This window comes from Erwinia sp. QL-Z3 (genome assembly GCF_004551645.1).
In the GTDB taxonomy this organism is placed as follows: domain Bacteria; phylum Pseudomonadota; class Gammaproteobacteria; order Enterobacterales; family Enterobacteriaceae; genus Erwinia; species Erwinia billingiae.
Genome location: NZ_CP037950.1, coordinates 4,646,273 through 4,664,019, shown reverse-complemented (window position 1 = coordinate 4,664,019; position 17,747 = coordinate 4,646,273). Strand labels below are relative to the sequence as shown.

Sequence of the window (17,747 nt, the reverse complement as noted above, 5' to 3'; positions counted from 1 at the left end):
TACTATGAACAAACAAACCGCAAGCACTGAGAACTGGATTGACGCCATGCTGCGTGTCGCCGCGCGTTTTGGCAAACCTGCGGACGGCTCCACCTTACGCCAGCAGATGCGCTGGTTTGAACACCTGACGCCAGCCCAGCAGCTGGAAAGACTGGCAGGCCTGTTGGGGCTGCATATGACCATGATGCCGCGCGACAAAATCCGCTGGCGGCAGGAAGTAACGCCGGTCATTTTGATCATGGAAAATGGCAACGTGGTGGTGGTCGAAACCATTGATGCGGAAGGCAAAGCGCGTTACTGGCTGAGCGACGGTGGTGATGTGGTGCGCGAAAGCGAGCTTGCGCTGTTGCTGGCGCAAAGTCAGGAGCAGGTCGGAATTGTCGGCGTGGCGGCGCGTGGGCGTGATGCGCGCATCGATGAATTCGTTAAGCCGTATAAAAAGCACTGGTTCTGGGAAAACTTCCGCGGCATGGGGCGCAAGATCGCCGAAATCTCGCTGGCGTCGGTGGTGGGTAACGTGCTGGCGCTGGCCGGGATCCTGTTCTCGATGCAGATCTACGACCGGGTGATCCCGGCGCAGTCAGAACCGACACTCTGGGTGCTGTTCACCGGCGTGCTGATTGCGGCGGTGTTTGAATATCTGATCCGCCTGATGCGTACCCAGGTGTCCGATCTGATGGGGAAGCGCATTGACCTGAAAGTCTCTTCCATGCTGTTCGCCCGGGCGATGAATATCCGCAATGAGTCCCGGCCAAAATCAACCGGTTCTTTTATTTCGCAACTGCGCGAAATCGACCAGGTGCGCGAACTGCTGACCTCCACCACGGTCGGTGCGGCAGCGGACATGCCTTTCGTAATCCTGTTCCTGTTTATCATGGCCTTTATCGGCGGCCCGCTGGTGATTGTGCCGCTGCTGGCGATCCCGCTGATTGTCATTCCGGGTTTGCTGGTGCAGATCCCGATGGCGAAACTGGCGAAAGAAGGACTGCGCGAAGGCGCGCTGCGCAATGCGGTGCTGGTGGAAACCATTGAAGGGATTGAAGACATCAAATCCCTGCAGGCCGAACCTTACTTCCAGCGCCAGTGGGAACAGACCCATGAAGTCAGCGCGGCGGTGGGCATGCAGCAACGCCTGTGGGGCGCGCGGCTGACCGGCTGGGCCTCCACTGTCCAGCAGTTGACCTATGCCAGCATGCTGGTGTTCGGGGTTTATCTGGTTCTGAATGGCGATATCACCACCGGTACGCTGGTCGCCAGCAGCATGCTGTCTTCACGCACCATTGCGCCACTGATGCAGCTGACGATGGTGTTCTCCCGCTGGCAACATGCCAAAAGCGCGATGACCGGACTGGACGAATTGCTGAAAAAGCCGCTCGATCAGGTGGATGAAGGGGAAATGGCCCACTGCCCAACCCTGACCGGGCAGTATGAATTGAAGGGCGTTCAGTACAGCTACGATGAAGAAAACGCGAAAAACGTGCTCAATATTGGACAGCTGCAAATCAAACCCGGCGAGCGTATCGCCATTCTCGGCAAGGTGGGCGCGGGCAAATCCACCCTGCTGCGGTTGCTGGCCGGACAATCGATGGCCACTCAGGGGAAAGTGGTGGTCGATGGCGTGGATATTCGCCATATCGATCCCGTCGACCTGCGCCGCCAGCTGGGTTGGCTGTCGCAGGATTCCCGCCTGTTCTTTGGCACGCTGCGGCAAAACCTGATGTTGGGCAATCCTCATGCCAGCGAACAGGAGATGCTGCAGGCACTGCGGATCAGCGGTGCGCTGAGCCTGGTGCAGCAGGATGCCGCCAGCCTCGATCGGGTAATCAATGAAGGCGGCCGGGGATTGTCCGGTGGTCAGCGTCAAATGGTGATGCTGAGCCGGATGATCCTGCGCCAGCCCCAGGTGGTGCTGATGGACGAGCCGACGGCCTCAATGGATGAGCAGCTTGAAGACCATGTGATCCGTCAGATGCAGGGCTGGCTCTCCGGCCGCACGCTGGTGCTGGTGACGCACCGACCGGCGTTACTCAAGCTGGTAGACCGGATTGTGGTGATGGATAACGGCCGCATTATTGCTGACGGCGCGCGCGATGAGATCATTCGCAACGCCGCCGCGCAAACGGCGAAACAGAACGTGGCGCGGGGAGATGCAGCATGAGCCTGATTATGGTCGACCGCGGCATGAAGCAGAACGAGCGCAAAACCTCCGCCATCATCTGGTTATGTACCGCCGCGCTGGTGATTTTCTTTGTCTGGGCCCATTTTGCCATTCTCGATGAGGTCACCGTCGGCACCGGTAAAGTGACGCCGTTAAGCCGCGCCCAGGTGATTGAGAGTCTGGATGGCGGTATCGTCGACCAGCTCAACGTGCATGAAGGGGATATTGTTGAGAAGGGCGAGGTGCTGGCAAAACTGGATCCTACCCGCTTCCAGTCGAACTTCGGTGAGGCTGCCTCCAAAGCCCGAACGCTGCGTGCTTCCGCAGAGCGTTTACAGGCCGAGCTGACCGGTGCGCCGCTGGCCTTCAGTGCCGAGACGCTGAAAGAGCCGGAGCTGGTCGCGCGGGAAACCCAGCTGTATCAATCCCGTCGCCGTAACCTGTCGGAAACCGTTAAAAACCTGGAAGATGCGAAAAAGCTGGTGCAGGACGAACTGAGGATGACCGCACCGCTGGTGGCAAAAGGGGCGGCGGGTGAGGTGGAAGTCATTCGTCTTCGCCGCCAGGTCAGCGATCTGCAGGGCAAAATCGATGAAGCCAAAAATGACTACGCGGTGCGGGCGAGGGAAGAGCAGGTCAAAAACAACGCCGACCTGGATGCTCAGCTGCAGGTGGTGACCGGTAAAGAGGATCAGCTCACCCGTGCGACGCTCTATTCACCGGTGCGCGGGATCGTAAAGGACATTCAGGTGACCACCGTCGGTGGCGTGTTGCAGCCGGGCGGCAAGCTGATGGAAATCGTGCCGCTGGAGGATCAGCTGCTGATTGAAACCCGCATCAACCCGCGGGATATCGCCTACATCCGTCCCGGCCTGCCGGCCACGGTGAAGGTCACCGCCTATGACTCGTCTATCTATGGCGATCTGCCGGGCGAAGTGGAAACCGTCTCGCCAGATACCATTCAGGATGAGGTGAAGCGCGATCAGTACTACTACCGGGTTTACGTTCGTACGCAAAAAGCGGAGTTAACCAACAAGGCCGGGCGGAAATTCCCCATTGTCCCCGGAATGGTGGCGAATGTTGAAATTAAAACGGGTCAAAAATCGGTCATGGACTATCTGATTAAGCCGCTGAATAAAGTTAAAGAATCGATGAGAGAACGCTAGAAATTAACGCCACTGAATAGTTGATGAGGGTTATTTCCACGGAATAATTAACATCTTTATCAGTGGCTTTTTTTTTGATTATTTGTGCTTAATAGCGGAAAAATCGGGCAAGGGGGATGTGGTTATTGTTTCACCGTAATTATCTTTACTTAAATTGACGGTTTGTTGAAAAAAGAATAAAAAAATGCCGAGCATCAAGCTCGGCGGGAAATAGGGTAAAACAATCTCATTCGGGGTGAATGAAGGTAATACTGAAATAAAATGATGATAGCGAGGTCATTATATTCCCTGATGGCTGAAAATTTTTATCATTCAGTGCTTAGCAAGCTAACCTTACATAACTTGATGAAAAACAACGCATCGCCTGAATTTTGATGATAAATGCTATATTTTTTATCGATACGTGCTGTATGAAAGTTCCCCTAAACTTACATTTTGAAATATATACTTTGTACTCTGAAACAGTTTCGGAAATTTAGTATCATTTTCTTTATAGATTATTACGCACCGCACTCTAGTATGAGGTTGCCGGCTGAAAATTCGACGTTCAGCAAGCAGTGGCATAATAAGGCACATAACTAGAGGGTATTAAAATGAAACTTCGAGTTCTTTCCCTGATGGTCCCAGCGATGCTGATCGCCGGTTCAGCGGGCGCGGCTGAAATCTACAACAAAGATGGCAACAAACTTGACCTCTTCGGTAAAGTAGACGGTCTGCACTATTTCTCCGATAACGACGGTTCTGATGGCGACCAGTCTTATGTTCGCTTCGGTTTTAAAGGCGAAACCCAAATCAGCGATCAGCTGACCGGTTACGGCCAGTGGGAGTATCAGGCAGCGCTGAACACAGCTGAGTCTGAAGGGACAGCAAACAGCTTTACCCGTGTTGGCTTTGCAGGTGTGAAGTTCGGCGATGCCGGATCCTTCGACTACGGTCGTAACTACGGCGTAGCCTATGACATCGGCGCCTGGACTGACGTCCTGCCAGAGTTCGGTGGTGACACCTATGGCGCGGACAACTTTATGTTCCAGCGTTCTAACGGCCTGGCGACTTACCGTAACAACAACTTCTTTGGTCTGGTCGATGGCTGGAACTTTGCCGTTCAGTATCAGGGCAAAAATGACAGCGATACCGAATCTGCGACTGGCCGTGACGTACTGGGCGGAAATGGCGATGGCTATGGTCTGTCAACCACTTACGACCTGGGCGAAGGCTTTGGTATCGGTGCAGCAATGTTCAGTTCTGACCGTACCAATGAGCAGAATGGCGGCAGCGCAGCAACTCAGGACATTCTGGGTCGTGGTGACAAAGCAACGGCTTACACCGGCGGCCTGAAATATGATGCGAATAACATCTACCTGGCGGCGATGTACACCCGTTCACTGAACGCCACTCGCTTCGGTTCAAGCGGTTCTGATGCCTACGGTTATGCTAACACCGCGGACAACTGGGAACTGGTTGCTCAGTACCAATTTGACTTCGGTCTGCGTCCTTCCCTGGCGTTCGTTAGCTCACGCGGCAGCGACATCGAAGGTTACGGTTCTCAGAACCTGAAAAAATATGTTGATGTGGGCGCGACCTACTACTTCAACAAAAACATGTCTACCTATGTTGATTACCAAATCAACCTGCTGGATGACAACAACTTCACCGACGCAGCCGGCATTAACACCGATGACGTCGTGGCACTGGGTCTGGTTTACCAGTTCTAAGCTGTTTGGGGAGCGCAGGCCTCTGCGCTCCCTCGTTTACCATCCCTCGTATTCCGCTTCATCCCTTCTTTTATTCTCTTAATGGCTTGCGCGCTGATGACGGTGACGTGGACGATTGAGCTGTTTGACGTGCGTCTGCTTGTAATGCTTGTAGCCTGAAAAGATAATCAGCCCCAGACATACGGCAAGGAGTGCGTAATAAATCATGATATCTCCTTTGAAATCATTAAATGGCAGACGTTTATAGCCTGCGTACATCGCCTATCCTGGTGAGCATTTCACACAAGATCAAGTGAGTTTTCAGCGCAGTAGAGGCCGTTTTGCTCATTTTTCGGTCCAATATTTAATACAGGTGTTGTGAGTTATATGAAGAAGAATTGGCTGTATTGTACTGGTCTGACAGCATTTATCCTGCTTTCGGGCTGTGACGATCATAACCAGAGTCGCGACAATTCGGCGATGGTGCTGGAAGGAAGCACAATGGGAACATTCTGGCGAATTAGCCTCGCTGGCGTGGCGCCAGAACGTAAAGCGAGCCTGCAAAAAGCGGTTCAGCAGCAGTTAGACGAGGACGATCGCCAGCTCTCAACCTGGAAAAATGACTCCGTTCTGTCGCGTTTCAATCAGTACCGCGGCAGCGATCCACAACCGGTGAGCGAAAATATGGCGGATATCGTCAGCCTTTCCCTGCGCATTGGGCGGAAAACCGCCGGCGCGATGGACATCACCGTGGGGCCGCTGGTCAATCTGTGGGGATTCGGGCCGGATAAACAGCCGGTAAAAGAGCCGACTCAGGCGCAGATCGATGCGGCAAAAGCGCTGACGGGATTGCAGCATTTACGGGTGAACCAAAAAGCGGAAGGCGCTTATCTGCAAAAGGATTTGCCCGGCCTGTATGTTGATCTCTCAACCGTGGGAGAAGGTTTTGCCACCGATCATCTGGCCAGACTGATGGAGAAAGAGGGCATTAACAGCTACCTTGTTTCCGTGGGCGGTGCCGTGCTGACCCGGGGACAAAATGCCCAAGGGCAGCCGTGGAAAGTGGCTATTCAGAAGCCCACCGATCGCGAAAATGCGGTGCAGGCGGTGGTCGATCTGCAGGGGCATGGCATCAGCACCTCCGGCAGCTACCGTAACTATTACGAGCTGAATGGCAAACGCATCTCACATGTGATCGACCCCGTCACCGGCCGGCCGATCCAGCACAAGCTGGTTTCTGCTACGGTTATTGCCACCACCGCGCTGGAGGCCGATGGCTGGGACACCGGACTGATGGTGTTGGGCGAAGAGAAGGCCAAAGCGCTGGCGCTGCGAGAAAATCTGGCGGTCTATCTGATAGAGAAGCAGGGCGAGGGTTTCAGTAGCTGGATGTCACCGCAGTTTAAGGCGTTTATCGTGCAACCGTAGGGCGACAGGCCTGAGGAATTAACATGCTGGATTTGTTTAGTGAAGAAGCACCGTGGGCCGAACCCCTGGCAGAGGGCGCGGTGATCCTGCGCCGACGGGCCAGAGAAGACGCCGGCGAACTGATGCGGTTAGTCGAAGAGGTTTCTGCCCGCAATCCGTTTCACCACCGGATTACGCCAGGTGGACACCGCATGTCGGTGGCGATGACCAACTGTGGGGATTTTGGCTGGTCAACGGATTCACGCGGCTATCAGTACAGCGAGCGCGATAATGCCAGCGGTCTGCGCTGGCCAGCGATGCCGGATCGTTTTCGCCAGCTGGCAAGAGAATGCGCTGACGAGGCGGGTTTTGCACAGTTCAATCCTGATGCCTGCCTGATCAACCGCTACGAGCCGGGGGCAAAATTAACCCTGCATCAGGATAAAGATGAACAGGACTTAAAGCAGCCGATTGTTTCGGTCTCGCTGGGGTTGCCGGCGGTGTTTCAGTTTGGTGGCTTCGATCGTGGCGACGCCACGCAACGGGTTCTGCTGGAGCATGGCGATATCGTGGTTTGGGGCGGTCCTTCACGTCTGCGTTTTCACGGCATATTGCCGCTGAAACCCGGAATACACCCCTTAACCGGCGCTTTTCGCTACAATCTGACCTTCCGGCGCGCTTTTCGGTAAGCGATCCGGAGTCAGATGAGAATTATTATTGATATCGTCTGGCGACTCATTAAACTGCACACTGCCTTATTGTTACCTGGATGGTGTCATGGAGTTGCTACGCGTTGTTTACCGGCAGTATCGCTGGCCGTTTATTTTGGTTATTGCTCTCAGCCTGCTCAGTGCCGCGCTGGGGATTGGACTGATCGCCTTTATTAATAAAGAGCTGATCGTCGCTCTGAACTCTTCTCTGCTGATATTGCCAGAATTTCTCGGACTGCTGCTGCTGCTGATGGCCGTTACGCTGGCCTCGCAACTGGCATTAACCGTGCTGGGACACCATTTCGTCTACCGCCTGCGCGGCGAGTTTATCAAACGTATTCTGGATACCCAGGTTGAACGCATCGAGCAGATCGGCAGCGCCCAGTTGTTAGCCGGGCTAACCAGCGATGTGCGGGCCATCACCATCGCCTTTGTCCGTCTGCCTGAGCTGATTCAGGGGATCATCCTGACCATCGGATCGGCGGCTTACCTCGCCTGGCTCTCGCCACAAATGCTGTTTGTCACCGCGGTGTGGGTTGCTATCACCATTATTGGCGGCTGGCTGCTGGTGTCGAAAGTGTACCGCCACATGGCCAAACTTCGTGATATTGAAGATAACCTCTACACCGATTTCCAGACCATTATAGAAGGGCGCAAAGAGCTGGCGTTAAACCGTCAGCGTGCCCAGCTAATTTATGAAACGGTCTATCAGGAAGATGCCCGTAATTATCGCCATCATATCGTGCGCGCCGATACCTTCCATTTGAGTGCGGTAAACTGGTCGAACATCATGATGCTGGGTGCCATTGGGCTGGTGTTCTTTATGGCCAACAGCCTCGGCTGGGCAAACACCGCCGTTGCGGCAACCTATTCACTGACCCTGCTGTTCCTGCGCACGCCACTGCTTTCTGCGGTGGGGGCGTTGCCGACACTGCTGACGGCTCAGGTGGCTTTTGACAAGCTGAACACCTTCCAACTTACGGCATACCATCCCGACTTTATTGTTTCTCAGGCTGCCAGCAACTGGAAGACGCTTGAACTGCGTAATCTGGTATTCCATTACGGTGAGCAGGGATTCGAGGTTGGGCCGATAAACATGACCCTGAAGCGCGGCGAGCTGGTATTCCTGATCGGCGGTAACGGCAGCGGAAAATCGACGCTGGCAATGTTACTGACCGGACTTTATCGCCCGGTATCCGGTCAGATCCTGTTAGATGGTGAAGAGATCGACGGCGCGAATAGGGAGAAGTACCGCAGCCTGTTCTCGGCGGTATTTACCGACGTCCACCTGTTTGACCGCTTAATTGATAATCAGGGACATGCTGCCGATCCGGCCAAAGTTCAGGCCTGGCTGGCGCGTCTGCAAATGCAGGACAAAGTGAAGCTGGAAGGGAACAAAGTCCTGAACCTGAAGCTATCTAAAGGGCAAAGCAAGCGCCTGGCGCTGCTGCTGGCGACCGCTGAGCAGCGCGATATCCTGCTGCTGGACGAGTGGGCCGCCGATCAGGACCCGCATTTCCGCCGCATTTTCTACCGGGAGTTGCTGCCATGGCTGCAGGAGATGGGCAAAACCGTGTTTGCTATCAGCCATGATGACCACTATTTCCTGCACGCGGATCGCCTGCTGGAAATGCGTGAAGGTAAGCTCAGCGAGTTGACCGGCGAAGAGCGTGAACTGGCGACGCTGGATGCGGTGAAGCGCACGGATGTGGTGAGCTAAAGCCGGGCGTTGGCGTCAATCAATAATCCAGCTCAGTAGCTGTTCTGCCTGCACCTCAACCTGAGCGCTAAAGACTCTGCCAGCCGGGAAGTCGCTGGCAAATGTATCGGTCAGGCGCAGCTGTACCTGGCCGGTTGCCGGATGCAGAGCCGTTATTTCTGCAGCCCTGAAATCCATCGCCTGTCTGAGTAGCGGAAAGAGGGCCTTATACAGGCTCTCTTTAACCGAGAATGCCAGCGTCAGCGCGGTGGCGAAGGGCAATCCACTCTCCAGCAGCGTCTGTTTTTCCGCCGGCGACACAATCACACTGTGCATCTGTTCCGCGGTTTCCGCTGGCAGGATATTCTCGCAATCTACCCCCAACAGAAGCCGATGCTCTGCTCTGGATAGCAGCACGGCGATGCTCTGATGGCTGTGAGACAGCGAACCTGAAATGCCGACCGGCCACACCGGCGCGCGATCGCCGTCATTGGACAGTATCGCCGCCTCAATTCCCATGCGACTCAAAGCATTACGCACCACCACCCGGCTGGCGAGATATTCCGCCCGGCGTTTGCGCACCGCTTGAGTTAAATGCTTCGGGCTGGGGATACCACATGCGACAAATAACCGCTCATCAAAGCGGGAAAGATCGAAAGCCGCTTTTATCAGCACCGTCTCTGGTCGATCGGCTGGCGAGCAAAAACACACATCGGTAATAAAGCCATCGGACTCAGGCAAGGCAACAGAAATAAGGGGAACGCCACAAGGGATTGTCAGAAGGGGGAATGCGCTATGAGGTGTCACCGAATACCTAACCTGCTTATCTTTATAAAGCGTAATTTAAGCAGGTTAGATTCACGATAGCAAAAACTGACTACTCGTTAGACGGGATTGCGAAGTTTTTCAGGGAAACGACAAAGTGTTCATTGCCGCGGGAGATTTTCGCACCCCGGTCGCACCAGTGGCTTGCCAGCCTGAAAAAGTCATCACTATCAATATCATATGCCAGCTCTACTTTATTGATGCCGGAGTGCAGCATCTCTTCTGCATCTTTAAAGTTTCTTGCTTTGATTATCGCCATTTTATTCACCTGGTATGTGGTGTTGGTTTTGCCATAAAAGTGTAGCGACAGCATATGTTAATCGTGTGACAGTTTTGTTTCAGTGTGGCGGATTGAGACTTTCGCCACGTATTGTGAAATGAAAGTCTCATCAAATCAGCCAGTTTACAATTTGAGGAACTGGCTGAAGGCCTGCTGATTATCAACCAAGTGGCAGGGAAAGGTGCTGTGGGATAATGGTTGGGCAACCAGCTTTCTGTCCCGTCCCCAGATATCTTCAGCCTGCGCAATCACCTTCATAATGTGTTCCGGGTTGTTAAATTCCGGCAGATCGTATTCGGTGTGAGAAATTGACGACATTTTCTCAGCGATACGCTGTGGCGTCATTATCCACGAGAAATGCCACCCACCTTGCTGAATAACCCGGGTATTCCATTTTAACCATCGCCACTTGAGCCAATTTTTTCTGATGGCCGAGCGCTTCACGTTCCGCAGCATCTCGGGCTGGCCGTCAAAGAAGTTGACCAGATTCTTGTAGCTCAGGGCTTTAGGTAGCTTGCACTGACGAGGCGTATCGTCGGTGTTGAATACCTGAAGATTGAACTGATAATTATAGAAATTCTGGTAAATGGTGGTGCAGAGCTTGCTGCCACGAATGGTAGGAATGACCTGCGGATTAAAAATCTCGTCAACGTCCGAAATCAAAATCAGATCGTCAGGACGGGCTTGCTTCAACCCATCCATGATGGCATTACGCGTATCGGCTTCATTTTGCCAGGCATCCGCATGAGGGGGACGATCGAAAACAACATAGATGATTTTATCGGCAAATTCTGCGAATTTATCCCGGTCGAAATTCAGCGGTTTTGGCTTGCCGGTAAAGGTGTGTGTGGACTCAACGATAACAAACTTGTCGACGACGTCAGACAGGGTATGCAACCGTAACGACAAAAGCATATCTTCGTCATAATATAAAAAACAGTCGTAAATCATTAGCGTGTTCAACCAGAGTAATTTGGATTTTGTTTATAATCAATAAGATGTAACCACTAGCGACGTGGTATAAACATCAAAAAAGTAACCGTGGAATAAAGAGTAATGGTTAAATTTATTAGTTAACTCATTATTCAATATTTATATTTATAATGCCGTTAAATATTCTAGCAAAAATCACACATTAAGCGTGGTTATATTGCTAATTCATTCAAAAAATGAGCTGGAGCTTGCACATTCTGGAGTCAGGATAAGAGAGGTTATTGTGCAGGGTCACAGAAATGCAGGCAATAAAAAAGCAGCTATGGCTAGCTGCTTTGAAGGAGGTTTTGGTCGGCACGAGAGGATTTGAACCTCCGACCCCGGACACCCCATGACCGTGCGCTACCAGGCTGCGCTACGTGCCGACACGTGGGGTTAATACTACTCAAAACGACGTTGATTGCAAGTGGCCGGCTGTGTGAGTGCTATGAATTTAAACACCTTTATCGCACTTGAGGCCAGAAGGGCAAGCGTGCCTGGCCCAAAACATAGCCGGTAAACTTCGCCATTCACGCCTGTCAGTTAGCGATAAACCGCTTCTCTTCTGTCAGTACCTGCAGCAGCAGGCCCAACTGCGGTTTATGGTCTTTCAGGCGATGACCATTCTTATCCCACGCGGTGTAGCTACCGCTGTTATCCAACACCAGCGTCACGTCAGGGGTGGTGATCACCAGCTGGCGCTCGTTGGTGCTGGCTACCCAGTCATGGCGGCGCTGCGCTGCGAACAGATCTTCACCCTGAGAATAGTCAGCCGCAGGGGTGCTGACGTGCAACAGGCGCTGCATCAGCGTGGTCATAATATCCTGATGGTCGGTCAGCTTGTTCACCTGCTGCGCTGGCGTGTTCGGCCAGTGAACAATCAACGGCACCTGAAGATTCGCCCGATTGCCCAGACTGTTATCGCCATCCAACGCCACGCCATGCTCGGCGGTGATCACCACCACGGTTTTATCCAGCAGGCCTTTCTCCTGCAGCGTGGTCAGCACCTGCTGAATTTGCTTGTCCACATCGGCCGCAGTGCGGTTATAGCGGCGGGCAATATTCTTGCCGCCGTTGTCCGGGGTGTCGTTGCCATCCAGCGAAAGATAGGAGAACCACGGCGAGCTTTGTGATTTCTGCCCTTCAAGCCAGCGTTGCCATTGCGCGGTGGTCTGCGCATTCGACTGCGGCTGCGAAGGCGGCAACGAATAATCCGCTAACAGCGCCTGACGGTATAACGGTGAGGCAAAGCCATCCGCGGCAAACAGGCCAAACTGATAGCCTTGTTTGCCCAGTGAATCCACCAGCGCAGAAGGAACGCGGTTGGAGAGCACGCCGTCCATATAGCTGGCGGAAATACCGTAAAACAGGCCAAATAATCCACTGTCTGCATTGTTGCCGGAGCTGTAATGCTGCGTGAAGCGGACGTTCTGCTGAGCAAATTGCGCCAGATGCGGCAGCGATTTGGCTATCGTCGACTCATTCAAACCGTCGACGGTGATAATCAGTAAATTACTGCCGGTGCCCTTATCGCGGAAGGTGATGTCGTTCAGCGGATAGGCCACGGACACCGCTTCAGGATTACCCTGTTGCACCAGCCGGCGCTGATACTCCTGCGCATCCAGCAGACCGTGCTTCTCAAGGAAGCGCCGCGCGGTCATCGGATAGGATAACGGCAGATTGGAACGCTGCATGGTAATCGGGCGATAGAAGTTGGCGTCAGCCCAGATATACATCAGGTGGCTGGTAAAGAACGCCACAATAAACAGCACCGCCAGCGGCTTACCGAAACTGCGCCGGTTAAGGCTGCGCAGCTTCTGCCAGCTCCAGGTGGCAAACAGCATCTCCACCAGGAAAATAGCCGGCACGCTGATAAACATCAGCTGCCAGTCACGCGCCATCTCGGTCTGATCGGGATTGACCACCAGCTCCCACACCACCGGATTAAGGTGCAGGTGGAAGCGGTTAAAGACGGCACTGTCGATCAGGATCAGCGTCAGGCCAGCCGTGGCGATAATGGCCGAAAGGAAGCGCAGCAACCTCTGGGACATCACCACAAAGGTGAGCGGGAAGACGATCAGCAGATAGGCGGCAAAAACGATAAAGCTGAAGTGACCCATCCAACTGGTGAACGCATAAATGCGCCCGGCCAGCGAGGCTGGCCAGTCGGAGACAAACAGGTAACGGCTGCCAAGAATAAAGGCAAAGATGATATTAAAGAGGGCGAACCAATGCCCCCAGCTAATCATCTGGGAGACTTTCTCTCGGTAGCGCTGCCGATTGGTTACCATAACAGGGTCAGGATCATCAAATTAATGGGCTTTATCATCGCGCACGGAAGCCTGTAAAGCCTCGGCGAACGAGCGTGCCAGCGAGCGGCGTTGAGCCGGTGCTACGCTGGTATTTAACAAATTGGTAACCATATTTCCCAGTACCATCAGGGAAAGATCGGTTGGGGCCTTGTCTTTTTCAAGTACATGGGCCAGTTCAGCGAGGAGTTTCTCCACGCGGTCGTCACTGTAGCGAGATAATTGTGGCATAACGTCGAATTTATTGAGTATTAAAGGGCGGCATCTTACCGTAAAACCGGGATTTTTTCTGCACTTTTATCGTCAGTATCAGGTTAATGTTGTTGCCTGTTGATCGTAGCGACACTCGGTGATTGAATACGCGCCTACGTTAAAAGGAGAGTCTACCATGAGTCTGGATATCGAGCAGATTGCCCTCCACCAGCTGATCAAGCGCGATGAACAGACGCTTGAGCTGGTGCTGCGCGAATCGCTGCTGCCTGCCAATGCGCCCGTCACCGAAATGATGGAAGAGTTGCACCGCGTTTACAGCGCCAAGAGCAAGGCTTATGGCCTGTTTAATGAAGAGAGCGAACTGGCGGATGCGTTGCGTAACTGCCGCAAAGGCGAAGACGATTTTCTGGCTTTCAGCCGGGCAGCCACCGGTCGCCTGCGTGATGAGCTGGCCAAATACCCGTTCGCTGAAGGCGGCATCGTGCTGTTCGGCCATTATCGCTATCTGGCGGTAGAGTATTTGCTGGTTGCCGTGTTGAACAGCCAGAACAGTATGCGCGTCAATGAAGCGCTGGATATCAGCAGCACCCATTATCTTGATATCAATCATGCGGATATCGTTGCACGCATCGATTTGACGGAATGGGAAACCAATCCGGAATCCACCCGCTACCTGACCTTCCTGCGGGGGCGCGTGGGCCGCAAAGTTTCCGACTTCTTTATGGATTTCCTCGGTGCCAGCGTCGGTCTGGATACCAAAGCGCAAAACCGGGGTCTGTTGCAGGCGGTTGATGACTACTGTTCTGAGGCCAGCCTCGATAAAAACGAGCGGCAGAACTACCGTCAGCAGGTGCACAGCTATTGCAGCGAGCAGTTAAAAGCCGGTGAAGAGATCGAGCTGGAAGGCTTGTCCAACGAGCTGGCGCCGCTGGGGGAGAAAACCTTCCAGGCGTTCACTCAGGAGCAGGGTTACGAGCTGGAAGAGAGCTTCCCGGCCGATCGCGGTACGCTGCGTCAGCTGACCAAGTTCGCCGGAAGCGGCGGCGGAATGACGCTGAACTTCGATGCATTGCTGTTAGGCGAACGTATTTTTTGGGATCCGGCGACCGACACGCTGACCATTAAAGGCACGCCACCAAACCTGCGCGACCAGCTGCAGCGTCGGAGCAGCGGCGGTTAAGGCAAAAAAAAACGCCGCATAAGCGGCGTTTTCTTCAAACGATTTCGGTCAGGCGATTAAGCGCGAACGAAGTCGATGTGGTGCAGTTTTGGCTTGAACGGGTGACGCTGAACAGCCTGCACTTTTACTTTTTCTTCTTTACCGTTGACGACCAGGGTCAGAACGTCAGTGTAGAAACCAGGCTTAGCCTGGATGTTCATTACTGAGTCGTGATCCAGTTCGATAGCTATTGGTGCAACTTCACCGCCATAGATGATGGCTGGGAATTTGTTAGCTAAACGCAGGCGGCGGCTCGCACCCTTGCCCTGCTCTTTACGTTCTTCAACATTGATAGTGAACATTGTTCAATCTCTTTATCTGATGATCCTGTTACAGGCGACCCAGCAACAGGTTGGAGTGTTCAACTTTTGCATTAGCAAAAGCGGGGCGAAGTATAGCCCAACTAAGGCTGTGCGGGCAATGTATTAAAGCGGATGCCTTAACGAAGTTCGTTGGCGCGGCGGTAGCGGCCCTGATAATCGAACATCTTCTCACGGATCTGCCAGTAATGACGCTGCTTGCGGGCCACCACAAAGTCCGGCTGGCGCAGCAGCGGCTGCAGGGCGACGATATCCGCAGCGGTTTTCCAGCCGAGCGGCACGCCCGGTGCACGCTGATGCGGACGCAGGAAAATCTGCTCGAAGGCGGTTCGTTGCGCCGGCGTGGTGAGTCGGAACCGCTCGCTGACTTCCGTTGCCTCTTCATCGTAATAGCGCGCCTTCAGCCATTCTCCCTTCTCATCAGCACCGCTTTCCAGCACCATCGCGGCACACCGCAGCACCAGCGCATCCTTCAGTTTCAGCGCCGCCTTCAGCATATCGTCGGGATCGACGAGGATCGCGTCACACTGGTGACATCTTCGCGCGGCAATATCGTTTTCGGCATTACAGTGCGGGCAGCTTTTGAAACGGAAGCGGAAATCGCACTGTTCGCGTTCGCCGTCATCGTCTTCCAGCACGCCCTGACAGCGGCGGCCAAAATGCTCGATGATGGTGCCATCGGCGGTGGTTTTTCCCCAGAAGGTATTGGCAAAGCCGCAGGCAGGGCAAAACACCTGCACCGGCTGGTTGTCGCTTTTGCCTTTCGGCGCGCCGACTTCAGGGGTGAAAATATCGTGGGGGTTGCCGGCATAATCGAGGATCAGGCAGTCGGTTTTTCCTGGGGACAGGCGCAATCCCCGTCCGACGATTTGCTGATAGAGGCTGACCGATTCCGTCGGCCGCAGGATGGCGATCAGATCGACATGCGGGGCATCAAAACCGGTGGTCAGCACCGCAACGTTGACCATATAACGCAGTTCGCGGGCTTTAAATGCGGTAATCAGCGCATCGCGCTCAGGGCCTGGCGTTCCGGCGCTGATCAGCGCTTTACTGCCGGGCAGCAGGCCCAGCACCTCTTTCGCATGTTCAACCGTTGAGGCAAAAATCATTACGCCCTGGCGATCCTGCGCGAACTCGACGATCTGCTGAATGATATGCGGGGTGATGCGCTGTTGCTGCTTCAGTTCACGGTTGAGATCGGCTTCGCTAAACAGACCATTCTCGTTAGCGGTCAAACGGCTGAAATCGTATTGCACCACCGGCATATCCAACCGTTCAGGCGGCACCAGAAAGCCATGCTTAATCATATAGCGCAGCGGCAGTTCATAGATGCAGTCGCGGAAAAGCGCGCGTTCGTTGCCGCGCACCATACCGTGGTAATGGAACTGGTAAATCCAGCCTTTGCCGAGCCGGTAGGGTGTGGCGGTCAGGCCCAGCAGACGAAGGTGAGGATTGCGCTGGCGCAGATGCGCGAGGATTTGCTGATACTGGCTGTCGTCGGCATCGCTGATGCGGTGACATTCATCGACGATCAGCAGGGTGAATTCCGCATCGAACTGCGCCAGATTGCGTGCCACGGACTGCACGCTGCCAAAAACCACTTTGCTGCGGCTCTCTTTGCGTTGCAGCCCGGCGGCAAAGATATCGGCTTCCAGACCGTAAGCCTGATATTTGCTGTGATTTTGCGCCACCAGCTCTTTCACATGCGCGAGGACCAACACCCGACCTTTTGCCAGACGGGCAAGTTCAGCAATCACCAGGCTTTTGCCCGCACCGGTAGGCAGCACGATAACGGCGGGCTGATGGGAGCGACGGAAGTAGCTGAGCGTGGCATCAACCGCTTCCTGTTGATAAGGGCGTAGGGTAAACGACATGAATTTTCAGGCAATCTGGGAGCAAAACCGCATTATGCCACGAAAGCGGCATTGATGCCTGTCAGCCTCTGTGCCTGAGGCCTAACTCCCGATATACTGTGGGTTCATTTCGAAATTCTCTCTTCAAACGTGCCGGTTAGCGGTGCGTCGGTTTCATTCTCATTTAAACAGGCAGTGCAGATTTAATGCGACTTGATAAATTTTTGTCTCAGCAACTGGAAATCAGCCGGGCGATTGCCCTTCGTGAGCTACGGGCTCATAAAGTCACCGTAGACGGGGAAGTGGTCAGGCAGGGAGCCTTCAAGCTCAAGCCGGAAAACCAGGTAGAATATGACGGTAATCCGCTGCACCTGCAGTTCGGGCCGCGCTACTTTATGCTGAACAAGCCACAAGGCTACGTCTGCTCTACTGACGATCCGGATCATCCTACCGTGCTGTATTTCCTCGAAGAGCCCACCGCCTACAAACTGCATGCGGCAGGGCGACTGGACATCGATACCACCGGCCTGGTACTGATGACCGATGACGGTCAGTGGTCACACCGGATTACTTCTCCTCGCCATCATTGCGAAAAAACCTACCTGGTAACGCTGGAGTCACCGCTTGCCGATGACACCGCCGCGCAGTTCACGGCGGGTGTACAGCTGCACAACGAGAAAGACCTGACCAAACCCGCCACGCTGGAAGTGGTCAGCGAGTGCCAGGTGCGTCTCACCATCAGCGAAGGACGCTATCACCAGGTGAAACGGATGTTTGCAGCGGTGGGTAACCACGTTGTGGCATTACACCGTGAGCGCATTGGTGCCATTGTGATGGATGAAGACCTGGGAGAAGGGGAATATCGCCCACTGACGGCAGAAGAAATTGCCAGTGTGGTCGTTCCCCGCTAATAACATTTAAAGAT

16 protein-coding genes and 1 tRNA gene are annotated in these 17,747 nt (G+C 54.0%); 8 read left to right on the top strand and 9 right to left on the bottom strand.

Annotated features, from left to right (window positions below; translation table 11 throughout):
- The first annotated feature begins 4 nt into the window (after positions 1–4).
- The 3 genes from E2F51_RS22345 to ompC all read left to right on the top strand — a co-directional run bounded on the left by E2F51_RS22345 (position 5) and on the right by ompC (position 5,036).
- The gene (locus tag E2F51_RS22345) at positions 5–2,158 is read left to right on the top strand and encodes a type I secretion system permease/ATPase (RefSeq protein WP_134824604.1); all 2,154 of its coding nucleotides are present in this window, start codon (positions 5–7) and stop codon (positions 2,156–2,158) included.
- Entirely contained in the window at positions 2,155–3,324 is a 1,170-nt protein-coding gene (locus E2F51_RS22340; RefSeq protein ID WP_013203047.1) for an HlyD family efflux transporter periplasmic adaptor subunit, read from the top strand. The genes E2F51_RS22345 and E2F51_RS22340 overlap by 4 nt, the downstream gene beginning before the upstream one ends.
- Positions 3,325–3,917: 593 nt before the next feature.
- Positions 3,918–5,036 carry a porin OmpC gene (gene ompC, locus E2F51_RS22335; protein ID WP_041692069.1) on the top strand — a complete coding sequence of 373 codons (1,119 nt, stop codon included), beginning with the start codon at positions 3,918–3,920 and terminating at the stop codon, positions 5,034–5,036.
- Between the two features lie 78 nt (positions 5,037–5,114).
- On the opposite strand, the gene E2F51_RS24220 is transcribed toward ompC, so the two are convergent.
- Entirely contained in the window at positions 5,115–5,243 is a 129-nt protein-coding gene (locus E2F51_RS24220; RefSeq protein WP_256372240.1) for a hypothetical protein, read from the bottom strand.
- A 159-nt stretch (positions 5,244–5,402) separates the two neighbouring features.
- Here E2F51_RS24220 and apbE point away from each other — a divergent pair, with 159 nt between their 5' ends.
- From apbE to E2F51_RS22320, 3 genes are all read left to right on the top strand, one after another.
- Positions 5,403–6,443 carry an FAD:protein FMN transferase ApbE gene (gene apbE, locus E2F51_RS22330; protein WP_134824603.1) on the top strand — a complete coding sequence of 347 codons (1,041 nt, stop codon included), beginning with the start codon at positions 5,403–5,405 and terminating at the stop codon, positions 6,441–6,443.
- Positions 6,444–6,466: 23 nt separating this feature from the next.
- Positions 6,467–7,111: a DNA oxidative demethylase AlkB gene (gene alkB / locus E2F51_RS22325; RefSeq protein ID WP_134824602.1), complete on the top strand. Its 645-nt coding sequence runs from the start codon at positions 6,467–6,469 to the stop codon at positions 7,109–7,111.
- A gap of 88 nt (positions 7,112–7,199) precedes the next feature.
- Positions 7,200–8,852, top strand: coding sequence for a multidrug ABC transporter permease/ATP-binding protein (locus E2F51_RS22320; RefSeq protein ID WP_134824601.1), 1,653 nt, complete (start codon positions 7,200–7,202; stop codon positions 8,850–8,852).
- Positions 8,853–8,867: 15 nt separating this feature from the next.
- On the opposite strand, the gene E2F51_RS22315 is transcribed toward E2F51_RS22320, so the two are convergent.
- The 6 genes from E2F51_RS22315 to E2F51_RS22290 form a co-directional block, all read right to left on the bottom strand.
- Positions 8,868–9,638 (bottom strand): 4'-phosphopantetheinyl transferase, encoded by a 771-nt coding sequence (locus tag E2F51_RS22315; RefSeq protein WP_134824600.1) that lies wholly within the window; start codon positions 9,636–9,638, stop codon positions 8,868–8,870.
- A 70-nt stretch (positions 9,639–9,708) separates the two neighbouring features.
- A complete protein-coding gene (locus E2F51_RS22310; RefSeq protein WP_053144630.1) occupies positions 9,709–9,915 on the bottom strand; it encodes a hypothetical protein in 207 nt (68 codons plus the stop codon).
- A 144-nt stretch (positions 9,916–10,059) separates the two neighbouring features.
- Positions 10,060–10,887: a benzoate transporter gene (locus E2F51_RS22305; RefSeq protein WP_134824599.1), complete on the bottom strand. Its 828-nt coding sequence runs from the start codon at positions 10,885–10,887 to the stop codon at positions 10,060–10,062.
- A 330-nt stretch (positions 10,888–11,217) separates the two neighbouring features.
- A tRNA-Pro gene (locus E2F51_RS22300) sits at positions 11,218–11,294 on the bottom strand.
- Between the two features lie 153 nt (positions 11,295–11,447).
- A complete protein-coding gene (gene yejM / locus E2F51_RS22295) occupies positions 11,448–13,199 on the bottom strand; it encodes an LPS biosynthesis-modulating metalloenzyme YejM (RefSeq protein WP_134824598.1) in 1,752 nt (583 codons plus the stop codon).
- 21 nt (positions 13,200–13,220) lie between these two features.
- A complete protein-coding gene (locus tag E2F51_RS22290; RefSeq protein ID WP_134824597.1) occupies positions 13,221–13,448 on the bottom strand; it encodes a YejL family protein in 228 nt (75 codons plus the stop codon).
- Positions 13,449–13,605: 157 nt separating this feature from the next.
- On the opposite strand from E2F51_RS22290, the gene yejK reads away from it, so the two are divergent.
- Complete coding sequence (gene yejK / locus E2F51_RS22285) at positions 13,606–14,610, top strand: nucleoid-associated protein YejK (protein ID WP_013203036.1); 1,005 nt, start codon at positions 13,606–13,608, stop codon at positions 14,608–14,610.
- A gap of 56 nt (positions 14,611–14,666) precedes the next feature.
- On the opposite strand, the gene rplY is transcribed toward yejK, so the two are convergent.
- Positions 14,667–14,951: a 50S ribosomal protein L25 gene (rplY, locus tag E2F51_RS22280; protein WP_013203035.1), complete on the bottom strand. Its 285-nt coding sequence runs from the start codon at positions 14,949–14,951 to the stop codon at positions 14,667–14,669.
- A gap of 137 nt (positions 14,952–15,088) precedes the next feature.
- The gene (locus E2F51_RS22275) at positions 15,089–16,843 is read right to left on the bottom strand and encodes a DEAD/DEAH box helicase (RefSeq protein ID WP_013203034.1); all 1,755 of its coding nucleotides are present in this window, start codon (positions 16,841–16,843) and stop codon (positions 15,089–15,091) included.
- A 185-nt stretch (positions 16,844–17,028) separates the two neighbouring features.
- Between E2F51_RS22275 and rsuA the strand changes: the two genes are divergently transcribed.
- The gene (gene rsuA, locus E2F51_RS22270; protein WP_105760654.1) at positions 17,029–17,733 is read left to right on the top strand and encodes a 16S rRNA pseudouridine(516) synthase RsuA; all 705 of its coding nucleotides are present in this window, start codon (positions 17,029–17,031) and stop codon (positions 17,731–17,733) included.
- Positions 17,734–17,747 lie beyond the last annotated feature (14 nt).